Here is an 18,160-nt window from a genome sequence, read left to right as displayed (position 1 = left end):
TGCGGTCAATTTACACCCAGGTATTCTTTGATTCCTTTAACGATCCCCTCAGCCACCCGATTCTGAAAATCTTCCGTATACAGCTTGGCGTTATCATTCTTGTTGCTAAGATAGCCGCATTCCAACAGTACGGCGGGCATTTTGGTCTCCCGCGTCACGTGCAAACTCTTGGAGCGTACGCTTCGATCACTGAGCCCGGAAGATTCCACAAGATATTTGTGCATGACTTTGGCCAAAGGTAAACTATCCGCCCGTGTGTAGTAGGTTTCAACTCCGCTCGCGGTGGCACTGCCGGCGTTGGCGTGGACCGAAATGAACATATCTGCTTTCAGATCATTCGCGATCTTGACCCGGTCCTGTAAAGTCGGATAGGTATCACTGCTGCGGGTCAGCACAAAATCAATATCAGATTCTTGTTTCAGCAACTCCTGAACTTTTAGTACGACTGCGAGGTTGAAATCTTTTTCCTTCTTCTTCGTAACGCTAATTGCGCCAGGGTCGCTCCCGCCGTGACCGGCGTCGATGACGACCAGCTTTTTACCGTTCCCACCGGGAGCCGTGCCCGGGGTCGAAGCATCCGTATTCAGATTTACGATGATCAGCCCATCGTTGTTATTGATCAGCTCATATTCTTTCGCATAGTTCATATCCAAGACGATCCGGATGGTTGAAGGCTTGTCGCTAAACAGCGCATAACGCACCTTGGACAGGTCCGGATATTCGGTAACGTCAATATAGCCGTTCAGGGTTGGATCCAGCATTTGACCATTCGAAAATGAGTCAGCAAATTTCGTGTTCGGCAAATCGATGACGATCCGGTCCGGTCCGCTCATCGTGAAAATGCTTGGCTTCACATTTTTGTCGACAGCGATCATAAGCCGGTTGTCACTGAAGCTGATGCCTCCGACATTCGCCAGATTGGCCGAAGTATCAGGAACTTGTCCGGGCTCTTGCCCTTCGTTACCGCCGCTTCCTTCGTTTTCTCCGGAACCTGTTCCGTTTCCGCTACCGGAATTCGGGGTAATGAGGTATGCAGACTTCTCTTCATTGTTCCAGTTGACCTTTAGTCCCATTTGCTCCCCGACAAAGCGAAGCGGAACAATAGTGGTGTCGCTGATTAATTTCGGCGCGACAGCAAGCTTAATCTTTGTGCCGTTCACCATAGCCGTGCTCTGACCCACGACCAGTTTCAATTCTGTATTGGACTGCTGTATGGTTATCGTGCGCGTCTCTTTTTCCCAGTCGACATCAAAACCCAGCTCCTCTACGACGACACGAATTGGAATCATCACATTTCCATTTACGTTTTGGACTTGGCCGTTTTTAGACAATTCCAGCGCTTTACCATCCAGATAAATGCTGGTCCCTCCCGCGGCAGCTTGTCCCCATTGCGGAAAAACAAACATGAACATGGCAAAAAACAAAAACATTGTAAAACCTATTTTTTTCATCCGTCACCCCTACCATCCTTAGATTTTGCCTCATGATGACCGGGTGAAAAGCCTAGAGTCCCAGGCACCACCAGACGACATATTAGACGCCCAAAAACATCAAAAGTTGCGATATAATGCTATTTTTCTTGCCAAAAAAAGAGAGCCCCGGAATTCCTACGAGGCTCTCTTGTCTATTATTTTTTGAACGGATGTTCGAGGTCCACATGTCCCATCAGGGAATCCAGTTTTTCTCCATCAACCGTCAATTCCAACGTCTTCACTTCATCAAACTGAAAATATGTCTGTTTAATGGCATCGATCGCCAGCGATTCTCCTCCGGCTCCTAGTCTGGCTTCATCAGGCAGCGAGATATCGATGGCAACTTCGCCTTCCGCAAATTGAACGGAATTCAGAATTACTTTTTCCCATAACGAGATGTGTCCCGGGTCAGCGGTTTGAAGCGCCTTAAAAGCTTGTTTGTATTTTATGAGATCCTCAGTGTATGTAATTTCCCGCTCCACTGTTTTTAGGTCTGTTACCTGATCATCCGTAAAGAAAACTTCAATCTTCTTCGTGATCACCTCCGGGGTCTGGACATTCGGTTCAGACGATGTTCCTTCATCCTTTCCCGCCGTTCCTTGTTCACCCTCGCTCCCGCCCCCCGCATTAACTGTGGCAGGGGTCGTAATCGGGCTGTCTTTACTTGGCTCCGCCCCGCCGGGGGAAGCTTGCGGTTTTTGTCCGCATCCCGCCGCAACAATCAATAAAAGCAGGAGAAGTCCGGTAACTCCTATTTTTTTCATGCCTTTACCTCCTATTCGAACACTTCAGATGATTAGGTACGATCTACATGCCCACATATTCCTTAATCCCCGCTACAATGCTTGCAGCGACACGCTGCTGGAAATCTTCCGAATACATCAGAGCTTCGTCTGTTTTGTGCTTAAGATATCCTACTTCAAGCAAAACGGCCGGCATTTTCGTTTCACGCGTCACATGCAAGCTTTTATATCGGACTTTACGGTCCGGAAGCCCCGTGGCTTCGACAAGGTGTTTATGCATCACATTGGCAAACGGAATGCTCTCATCCCGTGAATAGTAAGTTTCGGTACCACTTGGGCTTGTCTTTGCATCTACGCTGTTGCCATGGATGGACACAAAAACGGTCGCATTCAAATCATTAGCCATCTTGGCGCGATCCTCCAAAGACAACGTAGCATCGGTAGTGCGGGTGAGCACATAATCCAGCCCGGCTTCTTGCTGAAGCAATTGGTCCACTTTTAAGGCTACGGCGAGGGCGAAGTCTTTTTCCTTCTTGTTCGAAATGCTAATTGCTCCGGGCGCACTGCCTCCATGACCCGCATCAATTACGACAAGCGGTTTCCCGCTGCTGCCCGGCTGTTCGACAGGGGTTGATGAAGTTGCAGCCAAATCGACAATCACTAACCCGTCCCCGGCGTTTGTAACTTGAAACTGACTGGCCTGGTTCAAATCCACCACGACCCGGACCGTTGAAGGATTGCTGCTGAACAGGGAATACCGGACCTGAGAAACTTCGGGGTAATCCGTAACGGCAAATTGCCCCCTAAGCGTGCTGTCCAGTTGATGACTATCTTTGAAAGTATCAGCAAAGGTAACGTTCGGGATATCGACAACAAGCCGATTCGGTGCACTCATGGTGAATACATTCGCTTCAATTCCGTGAGATGCCGAGATCATAAGCCGATTTTCACCGAAACTGATTCCATTTATGTAGCCAATATCTGTCACCGGTGGTGTATCCGTTCCGTTAGAGGCTCCGGGGATGTAAGTATCTTCTTCTCCGGTACCTCCTTCCTCCAGTTGCGAAACCTCGCCGGCTCCATTCTCCGGTGAAGAACTACCCCTGCCTGGGACTACTGTACCTGCGGCTCCCCCATCCGGGCTATAGAGATGGGCGGATTTCGTTTCATTGTCCCAACTGACTTTAAGCCCGGTTTGCTCGCCTACAAACCGTAGCGGTACCATCGTTGAATTATTTTGAAGGAGTGGGGAAGCGGACAAATTTACATCCTTGCCGTCAACACTAGCCTTGCTGCTGCCCACGGTCAATTGCAAATTCTTGTCGCCCTGACGGATCGTTACGACCCCGGTTTTTTGCTCCCAATTCACATCGTATCCCAGACTCTCAATAATAACGCGGAGCGGAACCATCACATTCCCCTTCACATTGCCAGCCTGTGCCTGAGACGGCTGCTCCAGTTCGACTCCATCCAGGAAAATATGCGTGCCGCCTGAAGCGGCTTGGCTCATCCCGGGAAAAGCCAGCAGAAAAAACATCAACATCATCAAAAAACCGATTTTCTTCATTTTGGAATCCCTACCATTCTCGTTATTTACCGGATGAGCACCGGTATGCGCGAGGAATTGACACATTCTGCGGCAACAGCAACGACAAAACCAGCACAATTTACTAATTGCTTCCATAATATCAGAAAAAACTTCACACTGATAGACTTATATTTTCATAGACAGACAAAAAGGGACAAAAAAAAGCCGCCCGGATTCAGAAGAATCCTGTGGGCGGCACTTGCTTTACAAATTAGGCGAATTTCTTCTGCTCATAGGCTGCGATCAAATCTTCATGCTGCAACGTAAGTCCGATATCATCCAAGCCTTGCAGCAGAAACTGGCGGCGATGCTCGTCAAGATCGAAGGAGAGATTCAGTCCATAATTGTCGCTGATCTTCTTGTTGTCCAGATCGACCGTCAATTGATAGCCTTCATGCTCCTCCGTGCGCCGGAATAAGTCCTCGACTTGCTCTTCGGACAATTTGATCGGCAGAATGCCGTTCTTGAAGCAGTTATTATAGAAAATATCCGCAAAAGAAGGAGCGATTACACACCGGAACCCATAGTCTAGAATCGCCCACGGTGCATGTTCCCGCGAGGAACCGCAGCCGAAGTTGACGCGCGAGATCAAGACGGAGGCGCCCTCGTAACGCGGCTTGTTAAGTTCAAACTCCGGATTCACATTGCCCTCTGTATCAAAACGCCATTCGTAGAACAAAAACTGTCCGAAGCCGGTTCGTTCTATACGTTTCAAAAATTGTTTGGGTATAATTGCGTCGGTATCGACGTTCACGCGGTCCACCGGACCGACGATACCGGTCATTTTTTTAAATGCTTCCATAGTTTATATACTCCCCTCTTCGCCTCGAGTTAGCTAACGACTTCGCTCTTTACGTTCCACTCGCGCACATCGACGAACCGGCCCTTGATCGCTGCCGCCGCCGCCATTGCCGGAGAGACAAGATGCGTTCTGCCGCCGCGCCCCTGACGTCCCTCAAAGTTACGGTTGGAGGTGGAAGCGCAGCGTTGCCCCGGTTGAAGTACGTCCGGGTTCATTGCCAGACACATGCTGCAGCCCGCTTCGCGCCATTCAAATCCGGCTTCGATGAATACTTTGTCGAGCCCTTCTTTCTCCGCCTGGATCTTCACGCGTCCGGAACCCGGAACAACGATAGCCGTTACTTTGTCGGACACTTTGTATCCTTTGGCAACTTGTGCAGCTGCGCGCAAGTCCTCGATCCGGCCGTTTGTGCAGGAACCGATAAAAACATAATCAATTTCAATATCGGTTATAGGCGTTCCTGGGGTAAGACCCATATATTCAAGCGCCTTTTCGGCTGCTTTCCGTTCGTTGTCGGACGTAAAGTCCGCCGGATTCGGCACGCTTTCGCTGATGCTGGTCCCCATGCCCGGGCTCGTTCCCCAGGTCACTTGCGGAATCAGGGAATCAACGTCGAAGTCCACTACACGGTCGTAAGTCGCTCCCTCATCCGTCGTGAGGTTCTTCCATTCAGCCACGGCTTGATCGAAAGCTTCACCTTGAGGCACATGCTCACGGCCGCGCAAATAGCTGAACGTCGTTTCGTCCGGGGCGATCAGGCCGGCTCTGGCTCCAGCTTCAATCGACATGTTGCATACCGTCATACGCTCTTCCATCGACAACTCGCGAATCGCTTCGCCGGTGTACTCGATGACATAGCCGGTCGCAAAATCCGTGCCGTATTGGGCTATGACACCAAGAATCAAATCCTTGGCCGTAACGCCAGGTTTACGCTTGCCAACGAAACGTACTTCCAAAGTTTTCGCTTTGGCTTGCTGCAAGCATTGAGTCGCCATTACGTGCTCAACTTCACTCGTCCCGATCCCGAAGGCAAGAGCGCCGAACGCCCCGTGCGTTGACGTATGGCTATCGCCACAAACGATCGTTTTGCCGGGATGCGTCAGCCCAAGCTCAGGCCCCATAACGTGAACAACACCCTGGTCGATCGTATCCAGATCGTACAGCGTAACCCCGAAATCGCGGCAATTTTGCGACAGCGTATCAATCTGCTGTTTGGAAATCGGATCCGTAATATTATAGCGGTCTTTCGTCGGAACATTATGATCCATCGTAGCGAATGTAAGCTCCGGACGGCGGACCTTACGGCCGCTCAGGCGCAAACCTTCGAACGCTTGCGGCGAAGTTACCTCATGAACGAGATGCAAATCGATGTACAAAATGCTTGGCTTGCCTTCTTCTTGATAGATCACATGATTATCCCAAATTTTCTCATACATTGTCTTTTTGCTGGTCATAGAAATCACCCCACACAAGAATTCGAACATGTGACGAACTAAAAGTCATGTCCGTCTGCTGAAATCAATATATCATCTCCTATCTCATTGTTCCAAGATATAAAAACTATAATTGTAATAGGTTAAACCTATCGACAATTCAAATGGTCCGTTTATTGATTAAAAAAAACAGGCGAAGAGTTTCCCTCTTGACCTGTTAAAGTTAAATTCTATGGTTTCCATTTATGTCTGCAGGAAGTGCAGCGATTCACTCTGGGCATCATGAAGCTGAAAATGGATACGATAATAAAAAGAAATCCCGCAATCATCGCCGGCCAGTATACTAGCAGTCCGGTCCACATCAGAATTCCGCCTGCCGCGAACCAAAGCAGGAAATAATACAGCTTTCCTCTCGTAACAACCTGATCGGATTTACATCTGGGACAAGATTCCCACATATCTGCCATTGCTTTCTCTCCTCTTTCATAACTTGCGGCGTTTAGAATGAATCGATTCCCATCACATGATCCTGGGGTACAGGGCCGATACTCCGGCTATCGTTGCTGTTGTTGCGGTTGTCTCCCATCACGAAAATGTGATCTTCCGGAATTTCCCACACCTGATCCATGCCGCTTTCCATTTGCTCCTTGATGTACGGCTCATGCAGTTCCTCTCCGTTGCGGTAAACGTGGCCGTTTCGGACTTCAATTTTGTCGCCCGGTAAACCGATCACTCTCTTGACGTAAAAAATCTCTTCTTCGCCGGTTCCCGAAAGCAGCTTGATCAACGGATGTTCCCGGAGATCGTCCATAAATGACCGTTTGCGGTCCACCCGGCTATCTATGATTACGATTTCTCCATACTCCGGCAGTTTGTCGAGCGCATGCCGCACTTTCCAGGCATAGATCCGCTGATTGTCATTCAGCGTCGGCTCCATGGAATGCCCATCAACCTTGTATGGCTGAATTACAAAAATGCCGATAAACAGGCTAAGCACGAAACCGATTACGACAGCAATGCCCCACCCCTGTATCTCTTTCCAAATCTTTTTCAATAGACTTACCTCCAAAGCAAATCGTTTGATTCTATTATACATAGAATTCCAGTTGCATCTCAAACTTGTTTACGGGTCTGAAATATGAACAAAATAATATCAGGTTTCTTCTATTTTGCCTATGTAGTATATAATATCCATAGGCAATACTTATAAATAAATCAGAACAAATTATGAGGTGAAAGTATGGAACTTCGTCAGCTTCTATATACTTTGCAGATCGCCGAAGAGCGGAACTTTTCCCGGGCCGCCGACAAGCTGCACATCGCTCAGCCTTCGCTGAGCCAGCAGTTGTCAAAGCTTGAACAGGAGCTTGGCGTAAAGCTTTTTCAACGAAATACAAGCACTGTCGAGCTCACCCACGCCGGAGCCAGCTTCATTGAACACGCCCGGAAAATCATGGATTCCGTGGAACAGCTTCGTCAGGAGATGGACGATATCTCCCAACTCCGGGCTGGTCGGGTCGTCATCGGAAGCATGCCGATTACCGGATCGCATTTGCTCCCCTACGTGCTGCCTGCATTTAATGCGGCATACCCTGAAATAAAAGTGACGTTGCTCGAGGATACGTCGCTTAATCTCGAAAAATTAACCGCCGGCGGGGGAACCGATCTCAGTCTCCTTTCGCTGCCTTTGCAGGAGCCGAGCCTTACTTACGAACCGATCGGCGAAGAGATCATCGACTTGGCCGTTCCTCCGCAGCATCGATTGGCCGCAATGGAACCGGATCCCGGCGGCATCGATTTGGAACAACTGAAAGACGAACCTTTTATTGTCTTGAAGAAAGGACAGGGCTTCCGCAAACAGACCATGGACCTGTGCCGGGCAGCGGGCTTTGAGCCCAACGTCGTTTTCGAGAGCAACAATATCGAGACCGTGCAATCCCTGGTCGCGGCCGGGATGGGGATCACGCTGGTTCCCCGGTTTATCGCCCGTGCCAAACGAAGCGAGTTGATTCCGGTATATATCCCGCTGTCCTCGTCTCCAAGCCGAACACTGGTGATCGCTTACCGCCGGGGCCGGTATTTATCCAAGGCAGCGGAAGCGTTCATCGAAACGTTCAAAACAACACTGGCGGAGCGCTACAAATCATAAAGCTGACTCTGTCTGTCGGCAAAGACGGGGATACGCTCACGCACCTGAGTCACTAGCGTCAGATCGACCCGACCGGTCATGATCTCCTCGCCTTCCCCGCCTTCGGCCACAATTTCTCCCCATGGGTCGATGATGAGCGAATGGCCGAAAAAGGCGTCACTGCCGCTGATCCCCGTACGGTTGCATGCGACAACGTACATTTGGTTCTCGATTGCTCTGGCCATGAGCAACGTCCGCCAATGTTGAAGCCGCGGATGGGGCCATTGCGCAGGAATGAACAGCGCCCGCGCTCCTTTTAGAGCAAGCGTGCGGGCCAGTTCCGGAAACCGGATATCATAGCAGATGGAAGCGCCGGACTTCACCCCGTCGAGTTCAAACAGCACCGGTCGTTCGCCGGACGTCAGATATTTCTCTTCCTCCATCAGCCGGAAAAGATGGATCTTGGAGTAAGCATCCACTTCCTGACCGTCCCGGTCAAAAATCAACATTGTATTGTACACTCGGCCATCCCGTTTCTCGGCGATCGACCCGGCAATGACCTGAATGCCGTGCCGCCGGGCAAAGTCCGAGATCCAGGACCGCGTTTCTATGCCACCGGGATCGGCGAGCTGTCCGATTTGCGCAAGCGCGTACCCCGTGTTCCACATTTCCGGCAGCATGATCACATCCGGTTTCACGCTGGACGCCGCGGCTTGCTCCATTCTAGCTTCAAGACGTTCCCGGTTCAATTTCGGATCTCCCAAAGCAATATCGCACTGCACTAATGCTATCTCCCATACGATCGTCTGCCGACTCATCCGTTTCGCCATCCTTTCAGTTTATGATTTTATTCCGGGTCCATCTATCTGCTTTTCATCTTAAAGGGCTCTTGTAGACTGTGCAAGCGCATCAACAGGAAAAGGCCCCTTCACCGGGATCAATCCAACGAAGGCTTGCGAGATAGGCAAGCGGGAATCTCTAATTAGACTCCGCCATTTTCTTTTGCAATGGCTTGTTCCGCATGATATCCTATCAGTAAACGTAATGACGGGACCAGTAAGAGATTGCCGCGGACCACCAGAGAGCAAATTCCCGAGGCTGAAAGAATTTGCAAATCCGCCCCTCCGAATCCTATCCCCGAACGGCCGGCCGCAATGCCGGACAGCACCCCTGTTACCGGGTTTTCGAGTCGGATGTTGAATCATCAATAAAGGTGGTACCGCGGAAGTCAAACTTTCGTCCTTTGCGTGCAAAGGCGGAAGTTTTTTTATTTTCCAGAATGCATTGTACATCTAATAAGGAGTGATCTCCATGCAACGCCGTATAGTGGTCAAAATCGGAAGCAGTTCGCTGACTACCCCGGAAGGAGGTTTGAATCGCGATTCCATCGCTTACTTCGCCGCAGAACTAGCCGCCCTGAAGTCGGCGGAGATTCAAGTGGTGCTTGTTACGTCCGGTGCCGTCGCTGCCGGGTTCCGCGAAATCGGCTATCAAGAACGGCCGAAGCTTCTGCACGAAAAACAGGCCGCCGCGGCCGTCGGCCAGGCGCTGCTCATGCAGACCTACCGTGAGGCGCTCGTCGTCCATGGCGTTTCAGCAGCCCAAGTCTTGCTGACGCGCTCCGACTTCCAGAACCGTAAGCGGATGGGAAACGCCAGTATGGCACTGGAGGAGTTGCTCACCCGGGGCATATTGCCGATCATTAACGAGAATGATACGGTGTCCGTCGACGAGCTGAAATTCGGGGATAACGATACTTTGTCCGCTTTGGTGGCCAATCTGATCAAAGCCGATCAGTTGCTGATCCTGACGGATACGGACGGGCTTTATACCCGTGATCCCCGAATCGATCCTTCCGCCGTTCACATCGGCACCGTGAAGGAAATCACCGAAGAAATTTACGGTATAGCCGGCGGCGCCGGAACTTCTGTCGGTACCGGGGGCATGCGGTCTAAAATCGATGCGGCCAAAATCGCTTCCCGAGGCGGGGTGCCGGTTTTTGTCGGGAAAGTGAATCTCCCGGGCGAACTTCGACAGTCGGTTGACGGGCATGGGCGCGGGACCTATTTTGAAACCCACAGCTCCGCCCTGCCAAGAAAAAAGCAGTGGCTTGGCTTTATATCTACCCCGATCGGAACGCTAACAGTCGATGCCGGAGCCGAGGAAGCGCTCATTCACGGCGGCCGCAGCCTGCTTCCGGTCGGTGTGCGCGGAGCCAAGGGACATTTCCAGACAGGGGATGTCGTGGAAGTGCAAAATCCGGACGGCGAAGTGCTCGGGCGCGGAATCGTCAACTATGACGCCGAACTGCTTCAAGACATCCTCGGCCTGCCGAGCAGCGAAGTGATGAAGCGGGTCAATGATGTTCACCGTTTGGAAGTCATTCACCGAGATGAATGGATTTCATTAAAATCATAAATTAACACCAATTTTAATAAAGCCATCAGGAAGCTTGCCAATATGCAAAAAAACGCTTGGCTACCTGGATGTTAACGGCCGGACATCCCTTTCCCCAACTGGCGAATGACTGTTTGACCAATCCTTGTTTTTTCTTTGCATTGCAGCATTTTGCATGGTATTCTATCAGTAATCAAAACGGATTAGTATACAAACGTGTTGACGGGACCAGTAAGAATGTGAAGCGGCGTTTTCCAGAGAGTAAATTCCTTTGGCTGCAAGAATTTACCGCCTGCCCATTCCGAACCTATCCCCGAACGGCCGGCCCCCAAAAGCCGGACAGCGCCCCTGTTACCGGGCCAAAAGATGAATGACTTTGTCATTAATTAAGGTGGTACCGCGGAAGTTAAACTTTCGTCCTTTGCGCTGCGAGGACGAAAGTTTTTTTGCTATCGCTATAACTAAGGCAAGCTTATTAAAATGAATAACGGAGGTATTAAGATGAGTGAAGTGATTCAAAAGGCAAAGCTGGCCGGCACAACGGCTCCCGTATTGAACCGGCTTACGACAAAACAAAAAAATGACGCGCTGCTTGCCGCATCAAACGCCCTTCTTGCTAATGCTGACGCTATCATCGCGGCCAATGGCGAGGATTTGGAGCGCGGACGAAATGACGGCACCTCGGATTCTCTGCTTGACCGTCTGAAGCTGGATCAATCCCGGATCGCCGGGATTGCCGAAGGGCTGCGGCAAATCGTTGAATTGACCGATCCAATCGGCGAAATTCTTGAGACCATCGAACGTCCTAACGGCTTGCATATCCAGAAAAAACGCGTTCCGCTTGGGGTCATCGGCATCATTTACGAAGCCCGCCCGAACGTTACCGTCGATGCCATCGGACTTTGCCTCAAAACCGGAAATCCCGTTGTATTGCGAGGCGGATCCTCCGCCATATCGTCCAATAAAAAAATTGTTGAAATCATTCACCATGCTTTAGAAACGACTGCGGTGCCCGTAGAAGCGGTGCAATTGATCGAAGATACGCGCCGCGAATCGGTGGACGTCATGTTGCGGGCCAACGGTCTGCTCGATGTAGTCATTCCTCGCGGGGGCAGTGCGCTGATTCAAAACGTTGTCCAAAATGCCACGGTACCCGTGATTGAGACGGGGGCGGGCATCTGTCACACTTACGTCGATGAATCGGCCAACGCGCAGATGGCGCTCGACATCGCGATCAATGCAAAAGTGCAGCGTCCTTCCGTTTGCAATGCCATGGAAACACTGCTCGTCGACGAACAGTTTGCGGCTAATCATTTGCTGTCGATAGCTGAAGCAATGCAGGATGCCAAAGTAGAACTCCGGGGATGTCCGGAAACAAGAAAGCTTCTCCCTTCGGCGAAGGAAGCGACGGAACAAGATTTTGCCACCGAATACAATGACTATATTCTTAACGTAAAAATCGTGTCCGGTTTGGACGAAGCTTTGGCACACATTGCGCAGTTTGGCACGAAGCATTCCGAATGCATCGTCACGGAAAATAAGGAACATGCGGAGCACTTTTTGCAAGAAGTGGATGCCGCGGCGATATATCATAACGCTTCGACCCGCTTTACCGACGGATTCGAATTCGGGTTCGGGGCGGAAATCGGAATCAGCACCCAAAAGCTGCATGCGCGTGGACCTATGGGTCTGCCTGCCTTAACTTCAACGAAATATATCATTCAAGGAACCGGCCAGGTCCGGCCGTAAAAGGAGGTAAAATCCTATGAATTTTCCGCAAACAGCCAGCGAGGAGCATATTGCGTTTTACGGGGCCGGTTCTATGGCAGAAGCAATCGTACGGGGCATGATTCATCGTTCTGTCGTTAATCCCGGACAAATTTCTATGATCAACCGCAGCAACCGGGAACATCTGGAATATTTGACTAACCGTTACGGTGTAGTAACCGGCCAAGATCCGGCAGCAAAAAATGAGCTGCTGCGCGGCGCATCCATCATCATTCTGGCGATGAAACCGAAAGATGCCGGGGAAGCCATCGGCCAACTGCGCCCGCTGCTATCCGAACATCAACTCATCGTCTCGTTGATCGCAGGGTTATCCATTAGCACCATTCAACATCTGCTCGGTCGTAAACAACCTATTGCCAGAACCATGCCCAACACCTCCTCTTCGATCGGCCTGGGTGCAACCGGGATTTCCTTTTCCCCGGAAGCAGATGCCCGGCAGCGTCAAGCCGCGTTGTCCATCTTCGAAGCCGTCGGTTCCGTCGCGGTCATCGATGAAGACAAGCAGGAGATTTTGACCGGCGTATCCGGCAGCGGTCCGGCTTATATTTATTATATGATGGAAGCTATGATCGCCGCCGGAATCGAAGGCGGACTTTCGCCGGAACAAGCGCGCGACCTGACGGTTCAGACCGTGCTCGGCGCGGCTTCCATGATGAAAGAAACCGGGGAAGATCCGGCCAAACTTCGCAAAGATATCACATCCCCTAACGGATCGACCCAGGCAGCGCTCGAAGTGCTAGCCGATAAGGGATTTACCGAAACCGTCAAAGCCGCCGTTCACCGCTGCGCCGAACGCTCCCGCGAAATGGGCGAATCGGTAAGAGAGTCGCTGTTATAAGTTACTGAACGGTGACCTGGTTAAGATAGATACTGTGTCTGACCCAAAATGCCGCGAACCGGGCATTCCGCTTACTCCTATTGAAACTTCTACCGAGATCAGGACCAATTTTGCCCCTTGGGAAGGAGAACAGTAAATGAACTTTTCAGCCATTTCTTCGGAGGATAAACAGGCCGCGCTGAGCGAACTCCGCAGCATAACAGCCGATTTCGCGGCACGCGGCTGGTTCCCCGGCACCAGCGGTAATTTGTCCCTGCGGGTTGGAGGCTTCTCGCCGGACCGGTTTCATTTCGCCATCGCCGCCAGTGGCAAAGACAGGTCCATAGGTAATCACGAGGACTTCCTGTTTGTTGACACCAACGGCGAGCCGTGTGAAACGACGAATCTCAAGCCGAGCCCGGAGACGATGATTCATGCCAAAATCTACCGTGTGACCGGCTGCGGCGCCATTTTTCATGTGCATACCGTTTATAACACCATGCTCAGCGAATATTACGGCGACCAAGGAGCTGTTCCGGCCAAGGGCATCGAACTGATCAAAGACCTCGGTATCTGGGAAGACGATGACTCTATCCAAATTCCGGTGTTGCCGAATTACAGGGATATTTCTAAGATCGCCAAACTGATTTCCGGCTCGCTGAAACCCGAGGTTCCCGGTATTCTCCTGCGGAATCATGGCATCTATGCATGGGGAAAAAACGCCCTTGAAGCGAAACGCCATCTGGAATCGTTCGAATTTATTTTCGAGGTGCTGTACCGCAGCTTGCTGCTTCCGCCCGGCCCCGCGAAGAAGGGGTAAGGGTTTTTGTTAATTACATTTCCCGCCTGTAACTGGCGAATGCAAACAACATTATACGGCGTTGTCCCGCCGATATTTCGGGATGGACAAACGGTTTTATTTTGCGGAGATTTCTGAATTGTGCACACTGCCGGATTACTGCTGTATTATGACGGGCAACGTAGCGGAATGCACGATGATCGAGCCGGACGGAAACCGAAAGCAAGAAAACGATCGACGAATTTATCGGCACGATGATCTTCATTGCCGAAGAAGCCAAAAAACAATCCGGATCGGCTGCTGAATGCCCCATACAACTCGCCGGTCACCCGTCTCGACGAAACCGGGGCCGCCAGAAAGCCGGTGCTGAACTGCTCGTGCGGATATTAACTGGATTTTCTCCAGTTAATTTCACCATTTTGACTATTCATAAAAAAATAACTGGAAAACCTCCATCTATTCAGCCGCTATTCCCCGTAACAGGCCTTTTATGGCTCAATTAACTGGAGGTTTTCCAGTTAATTTACGAAAATAGCTTACTTGCTGAAAATTAGCTGGAGGTTTTCCAGTTAAATTGATGATCATTAGCACCAACGATAAGCCAGCCTCACCAGAAGTAAAGCACCCCGATCACCGCCGCCAGGAGTATCCGATACACCGCGAACGGCACCAACTTGATCCGGTTGATCAACTTCAGAAAGAAGCGAATCGACAGTAGGGCAAAGACAAAGGCGCTAATAAATCCTGCGATGAAGAAAGGCAGCGCGTCCAGCGTGAAGTATTGCCAGTTTTTAAGCAGCGACAACATGCTGGCCCCGGCCATGATCGGAACGGCCATAATGAATGTAAAATCCGCAGCCGCCCGGTGGCTTAACCCTAGCAGCACCCCGCCGGATATCGTCGACCCGGATCGCGAGAAACCCGGCCAAATCGAGAAGCATTGGAACAAACCTACGGCAAAAGCTTGTTTGTACGTGATTTGATCTACGGTTTCTATCTTTGGCTGCTTGGGACCGAAACGATCCGCCGCGATCATCAGCAGGGCTCCGACAACAAGTCCGATCAGCACGGTGGCCGTGGAGAACAGATATTCATCGATTACGTCCTCCAGCAGAACGCCCAATATCCCGGCCGGAATCAATCCGACGATCACTTGCGCCAGTTTCAGTCTGGGACCTCGATTAGCTATAGCACCGACACCACCGTTCCCTTCGCGGACCGCGACTTCCGCATTCCCTCCAAGGCCGATGCCATCGGCTTGCTTCCCCTGTCCTCTAAACCGGGACAATCCCAGCAAATCGATGAAACGGTCTTTAAACACGACCAATACGGCAAGTATGGAGCCCAATTGTACGACAACCTTAAACGTATTGGCCACATACCTCGAAGCAAACAGTTGCTCTGTCTTCAACCACATATCGTCCACAATAATCATGTGCCCGGTCGATGAGACCGGAGCAAATTCGGTCATTCCTTCCACCAAGCCGAGAATAATCGCTTTGATTATAGCAATAATGTCCATTCGTTAATCTCTCCATCTTCCACTTAATTCACTTCAGACTTCCCATTTGACATTTCTCGTCCCACCAAATTCCCCCCATAATAGTAACCATCGGGCTTCGACCTAAGCTCTCTTTCTTTTTCGCAAAAACAGATAGATTCCCCCGAGACCGCAAACGGCGATTAACGCATAGGCGATGTTCGAATAAACATCCATAAACTCGACGATTTTCTCCCACGATCCGCCTACCGCAGCGCCTACGGAGACGAGCACGATATTCCAGATCAAGGTACCGATCGTCGTATATAACAGGAACAAACCGAATTTCATTTTCGAGATGCCCGCCGGAATCGAAATTAAACTGCGAATGAGCGGGATCATCCGGCAAAATAGCACCGTCCAGTAGCCGTACTTATCAAACCAGGCATCCGCCCGGCGGATATCCTCTTTTTTGAGGCGCAAAAAGCGGCCGTATTTGTCGATCCAGCCCTCCAGGCGGTCCACGTTGATCAAATACCCGGCCCCATACAAGATCACCGCACCGAGTACGGATCCGACCGTAGCCGCGATGACGACCCCGGTCACTGTCAAGCTGGAATAGGTGGTCATAAATCCGCCGAAAGTCAGGATCACTTCCGACGGGATCGGAGGAAATACATTTTCAAGCGCGATCAGAAGTAAAATTCCGGCATAGCCGAACTGTTCCATAATATTCGTTATCCAATTTTCCACGGGTAACCTCCAGCATGTTAATGATTCCAATTAGGGATGTACTTTTTGTAAATTGCGCAAATAGCGGGCGCGGATGAACCAGAAATAGATGACCTGCACGAGGCAAAAGCTGGCCAGGATCGCCGCTGCTTCCCAAGCAATTGATATATACACATACCGTTGCAGCGCGATAAAAGCAAACAAGCTGTGCACCATGGCTACACCGACCGGTAGAAAAAACAGCAGGCCCAACTGGCGGGACACCATCTTTTCCATCTCCTTCCGCGTCATTCCGATCTTGGTTAGGGCCAGGTACTGCCTGCGATCATAGTCCAGGTCGCTATATAAACGGAAATAGAGGAAGCTTCCTGCGGCGATGAAGAATACGGTGCCTACCAGCAGAGCAAAAAACAAAAGCGCTCCAAACGTCGTTCGCTGGACCTCGAACAAGGTTCCGCTCACCGTCATGGCATACGGCTTCCCCCGTTCATAATCCATTCTTCCGTTCTCCGTCAAGCGGGATGCGATCCCCTCGGTCGATTCCATGCTATCGGTGTAATAAGCCGTATAGCGTTCAACTTTGGAGGAATCGTCATCCATCCGCAGCCGTTCTTTCACGGCGTCGTTTACGACGAGCCCGGAGAAGACTCCCTCCCGCTGATTCCCGAGTTCCGGCGTCAGATGGTCGGCAATGGACACCCGCCCGGTGATCCCGATTTCATGCAGCAAGAGGCCGCCCTCCCCTAATCGATAACTCGCCGGTTTCCTTTCCTGAAGAAGCAATTTTTCCCGGTGCGAGCTCATCAGCACGAGAGCCTCATCCTCTGCCGGTGACTGCTCGCTGACGGAGTACCCCGCAGCCGACAAGGCACGGCTATAATCGGAAAAAGAGATCACCGGGAGCCACTCCGGCCCAGAAGCAAGCGAAGACGACAACACGCGGACATAGACCAAATCTATCTTTTCCGTACGATAAGAAGCTCCCCTGGCAGTCAATTCTCCCGAAATTTCCTCCAGGTGTTTCTTCTCCAGACTTCCGTCTTCCTTGGAAACATAGCCGATTTGAGCAGGATGATCCAAGGCAAAGTCACCGGACAACCGGTTGATGGACGCAAATACCCCCACGGCGCAAAACGTGATCGTCGTTATAATCGTAACGAGAAAGAACATTCTCGCATTATCCTTCATCCGGTAAGCCAGGTTGGATACCAGTACCAGATTGCTTTTCTTCCAATACCGGGCAAGATTTTTTTTCATGAGCCCGAGCAAAGCCACGCTGGCCTGGGTAAAAAACAGATACGTCCCCACGATCGTCATCGCGGTCACCGGCAGCATCCGAACCTTCACGGTGGAGGCCGTCGCCGTCGCCGCCAGCGCATAACTGACCAGAAGCAAGACGCCTGCAAGCAGAGCCAACACCTTCGAAAATTTCGGTTTGACATCCCGCTTGATTCCCGATTGGAACAGATCGATCAGTCGGGTAGAACCGAGCAGCATCGTCGTACAGAGCGAGATGACGAGAAAGAGCATCAGGAAAGACAGGATCGTCAGCAGCAGGCTATAGAGCGAAACGTGAAAAGAGAGCGGATTGATACCCAGCAAATTGGACCCGGCCAGCAGAAACAGCTTGGCGGTTAATAATCCGGCAAGGATGCCGGTTCCGAGCGATCCCGCCGCGACCAGCATATTTTCCATGAACACCATCTTGCGCAGCTGTCTCACCGTCATCCCGTGCATCAGCAGGATTCCGAACTCTCGCTTGCGCGAACGCAGAAACGAGCCGACGGAATAAAGCACGAACAAAAAGCAAAATAGAAACATGATCACTTCCGCTTGCGCCAATACCAACAATGCGGAATTCCACGCCACCTGGGCTTTCAAGTCCGGATGAAACAGGAACAGGGCACACACGAAGAAGACCATGACCGAGAAGGCGCTACTCAGAAAATAAGCGGCATAGGTGCGTTTGTTGCGCAACACA

The 18,160-nt window shown here is 51.0% G+C and carries 16 protein-coding genes and 1 pseudogene; 6 read left to right on the top strand and 11 right to left on the bottom strand.

What is annotated here, in order from left to right:
* Positions 1–5: 5 nt before the first annotated feature.
* From DFP94_RS04765 to lepB, 7 genes are all read right to left on the bottom strand, one after another.
* Positions 6–1,451 carry an N-acetylmuramoyl-L-alanine amidase family protein gene (locus tag DFP94_RS04765; protein ID WP_114495259.1) on the bottom strand — a complete coding sequence of 482 codons (1,446 nt, stop codon included), beginning with the start codon at positions 1,449–1,451 and terminating at the stop codon, positions 6–8.
* A 176-nt stretch (positions 1,452–1,627) separates the two neighbouring features.
* The gene (locus DFP94_RS04760; RefSeq protein ID WP_114495258.1) at positions 1,628–2,236 is read right to left on the bottom strand and encodes a GerMN domain-containing protein; all 609 of its coding nucleotides are present in this window, start codon (positions 2,234–2,236) and stop codon (positions 1,628–1,630) included.
* 43 nt (positions 2,237–2,279) lie between these two features.
* Positions 2,280–3,782 (bottom strand): N-acetylmuramoyl-L-alanine amidase family protein, encoded by a 1,503-nt coding sequence (locus tag DFP94_RS04755; RefSeq protein ID WP_114495257.1) that lies wholly within the window; start codon positions 3,780–3,782, stop codon positions 2,280–2,282.
* 232 nt (positions 3,783–4,014) lie between these two features.
* Entirely contained in the window at positions 4,015–4,605 is a 591-nt protein-coding gene (gene leuD, locus DFP94_RS04750; RefSeq protein ID WP_114495256.1) for a 3-isopropylmalate dehydratase small subunit, read from the bottom strand.
* Positions 4,606–4,634: 29 nt separating this feature from the next.
* On the bottom strand, positions 4,635–6,059 hold the full coding sequence (leuC, locus tag DFP94_RS04745; protein WP_114495255.1) for a 3-isopropylmalate dehydratase large subunit: 1,425 nt from the start codon (positions 6,057–6,059) through the stop codon (positions 4,635–4,637).
* A gap of 209 nt (positions 6,060–6,268) precedes the next feature.
* Positions 6,269–6,505: a hypothetical protein gene (locus tag DFP94_RS04740; protein WP_114495254.1), complete on the bottom strand. Its 237-nt coding sequence runs from the start codon at positions 6,503–6,505 to the stop codon at positions 6,269–6,271.
* A 32-nt stretch (positions 6,506–6,537) separates the two neighbouring features.
* Entirely contained in the window at positions 6,538–7,134 is a 597-nt protein-coding gene (gene lepB, locus DFP94_RS04735) for a signal peptidase I (protein ID WP_114495253.1), read from the bottom strand.
* Positions 7,135–7,278: 144 nt separating this feature from the next.
* On the opposite strand from lepB, the gene DFP94_RS04730 reads away from it, so the two are divergent.
* Positions 7,279–8,187, top strand: coding sequence for a LysR family transcriptional regulator (locus DFP94_RS04730; protein WP_114495252.1), 909 nt, complete (start codon positions 7,279–7,281; stop codon positions 8,185–8,187).
* On the opposite strand, the gene DFP94_RS04725 is transcribed toward DFP94_RS04730, so the two are convergent.
* Entirely contained in the window at positions 8,175–8,984 is an 810-nt protein-coding gene (locus DFP94_RS04725; RefSeq protein WP_114495251.1) for a carbon-nitrogen family hydrolase, read from the bottom strand. The genes DFP94_RS04730 and DFP94_RS04725 overlap by 13 nt on opposite strands.
* 493 nt (positions 8,985–9,477) lie before the next feature.
* Here DFP94_RS04725 and proB point away from each other — a divergent pair, with 493 nt between their 5' ends.
* From proB to DFP94_RS04695, 5 genes and pseudogenes are all read left to right on the top strand, one after another.
* Positions 9,478–10,584 (top strand): glutamate 5-kinase, encoded by a 1,107-nt coding sequence (gene proB, locus DFP94_RS04715; RefSeq protein WP_114495249.1) that lies wholly within the window; start codon positions 9,478–9,480, stop codon positions 10,582–10,584.
* A gap of 480 nt (positions 10,585–11,064) precedes the next feature.
* A complete protein-coding gene (locus DFP94_RS04710) occupies positions 11,065–12,312 on the top strand; it encodes a glutamate-5-semialdehyde dehydrogenase (protein WP_114495248.1) in 1,248 nt (415 codons plus the stop codon).
* 16 nt (positions 12,313–12,328) lie between these two features.
* Positions 12,329–13,189 carry a pyrroline-5-carboxylate reductase gene (gene proC / locus DFP94_RS04705; RefSeq protein ID WP_114495247.1) on the top strand — a complete coding sequence of 287 codons (861 nt, stop codon included), beginning with the start codon at positions 12,329–12,331 and terminating at the stop codon, positions 13,187–13,189.
* A 136-nt stretch (positions 13,190–13,325) separates the two neighbouring features.
* Entirely contained in the window at positions 13,326–13,988 is a 663-nt protein-coding gene (gene mtnB / locus DFP94_RS04700; RefSeq protein ID WP_114495246.1) for a methylthioribulose 1-phosphate dehydratase, read from the top strand.
* 157 nt (positions 13,989–14,145) lie between these two features.
* A pseudogene (locus tag DFP94_RS04695) lies at positions 14,146–14,357 on the top strand (aminomethyl-transferring glycine dehydrogenase subunit GcvPB); the annotation flags it as partial.
* A 217-nt stretch (positions 14,358–14,574) separates the two neighbouring features.
* On the opposite strand, the gene DFP94_RS04690 reads toward DFP94_RS04695, so the two are convergent.
* The 3 genes from DFP94_RS04690 to DFP94_RS04680 form a co-directional block, all read right to left on the bottom strand.
* A complete protein-coding gene (locus DFP94_RS04690; protein WP_114495245.1) occupies positions 14,575–15,489 on the bottom strand; it encodes an undecaprenyl-diphosphate phosphatase in 915 nt (304 codons plus the stop codon).
* 102 nt (positions 15,490–15,591) lie between these two features.
* Positions 15,592–16,200 (bottom strand): DedA family protein, encoded by a 609-nt coding sequence (locus DFP94_RS04685; RefSeq protein ID WP_114495244.1) that lies wholly within the window; start codon positions 16,198–16,200, stop codon positions 15,592–15,594.
* Between the two features lie 30 nt (positions 16,201–16,230).
* On the bottom strand, positions 16,231–18,159 hold the full coding sequence (locus DFP94_RS04680) for an ABC transporter permease (RefSeq protein ID WP_342768212.1): 1,929 nt from the start codon (positions 18,157–18,159) through the stop codon (positions 16,231–16,233).
* Between the last annotated feature and the right edge of the window lies 1 nt (position 18,160).

The organism is Fontibacillus phaseoli (genome assembly GCF_003337355.1).
Lineage (GTDB): Bacteria > Bacillota > Bacilli > Paenibacillales > Paenibacillaceae > Fontibacillus > Fontibacillus phaseoli.
Note: the sequence above shows the minus strand (reverse complement) of the source record. Positions and strands in the feature narration are given on the sequence as shown.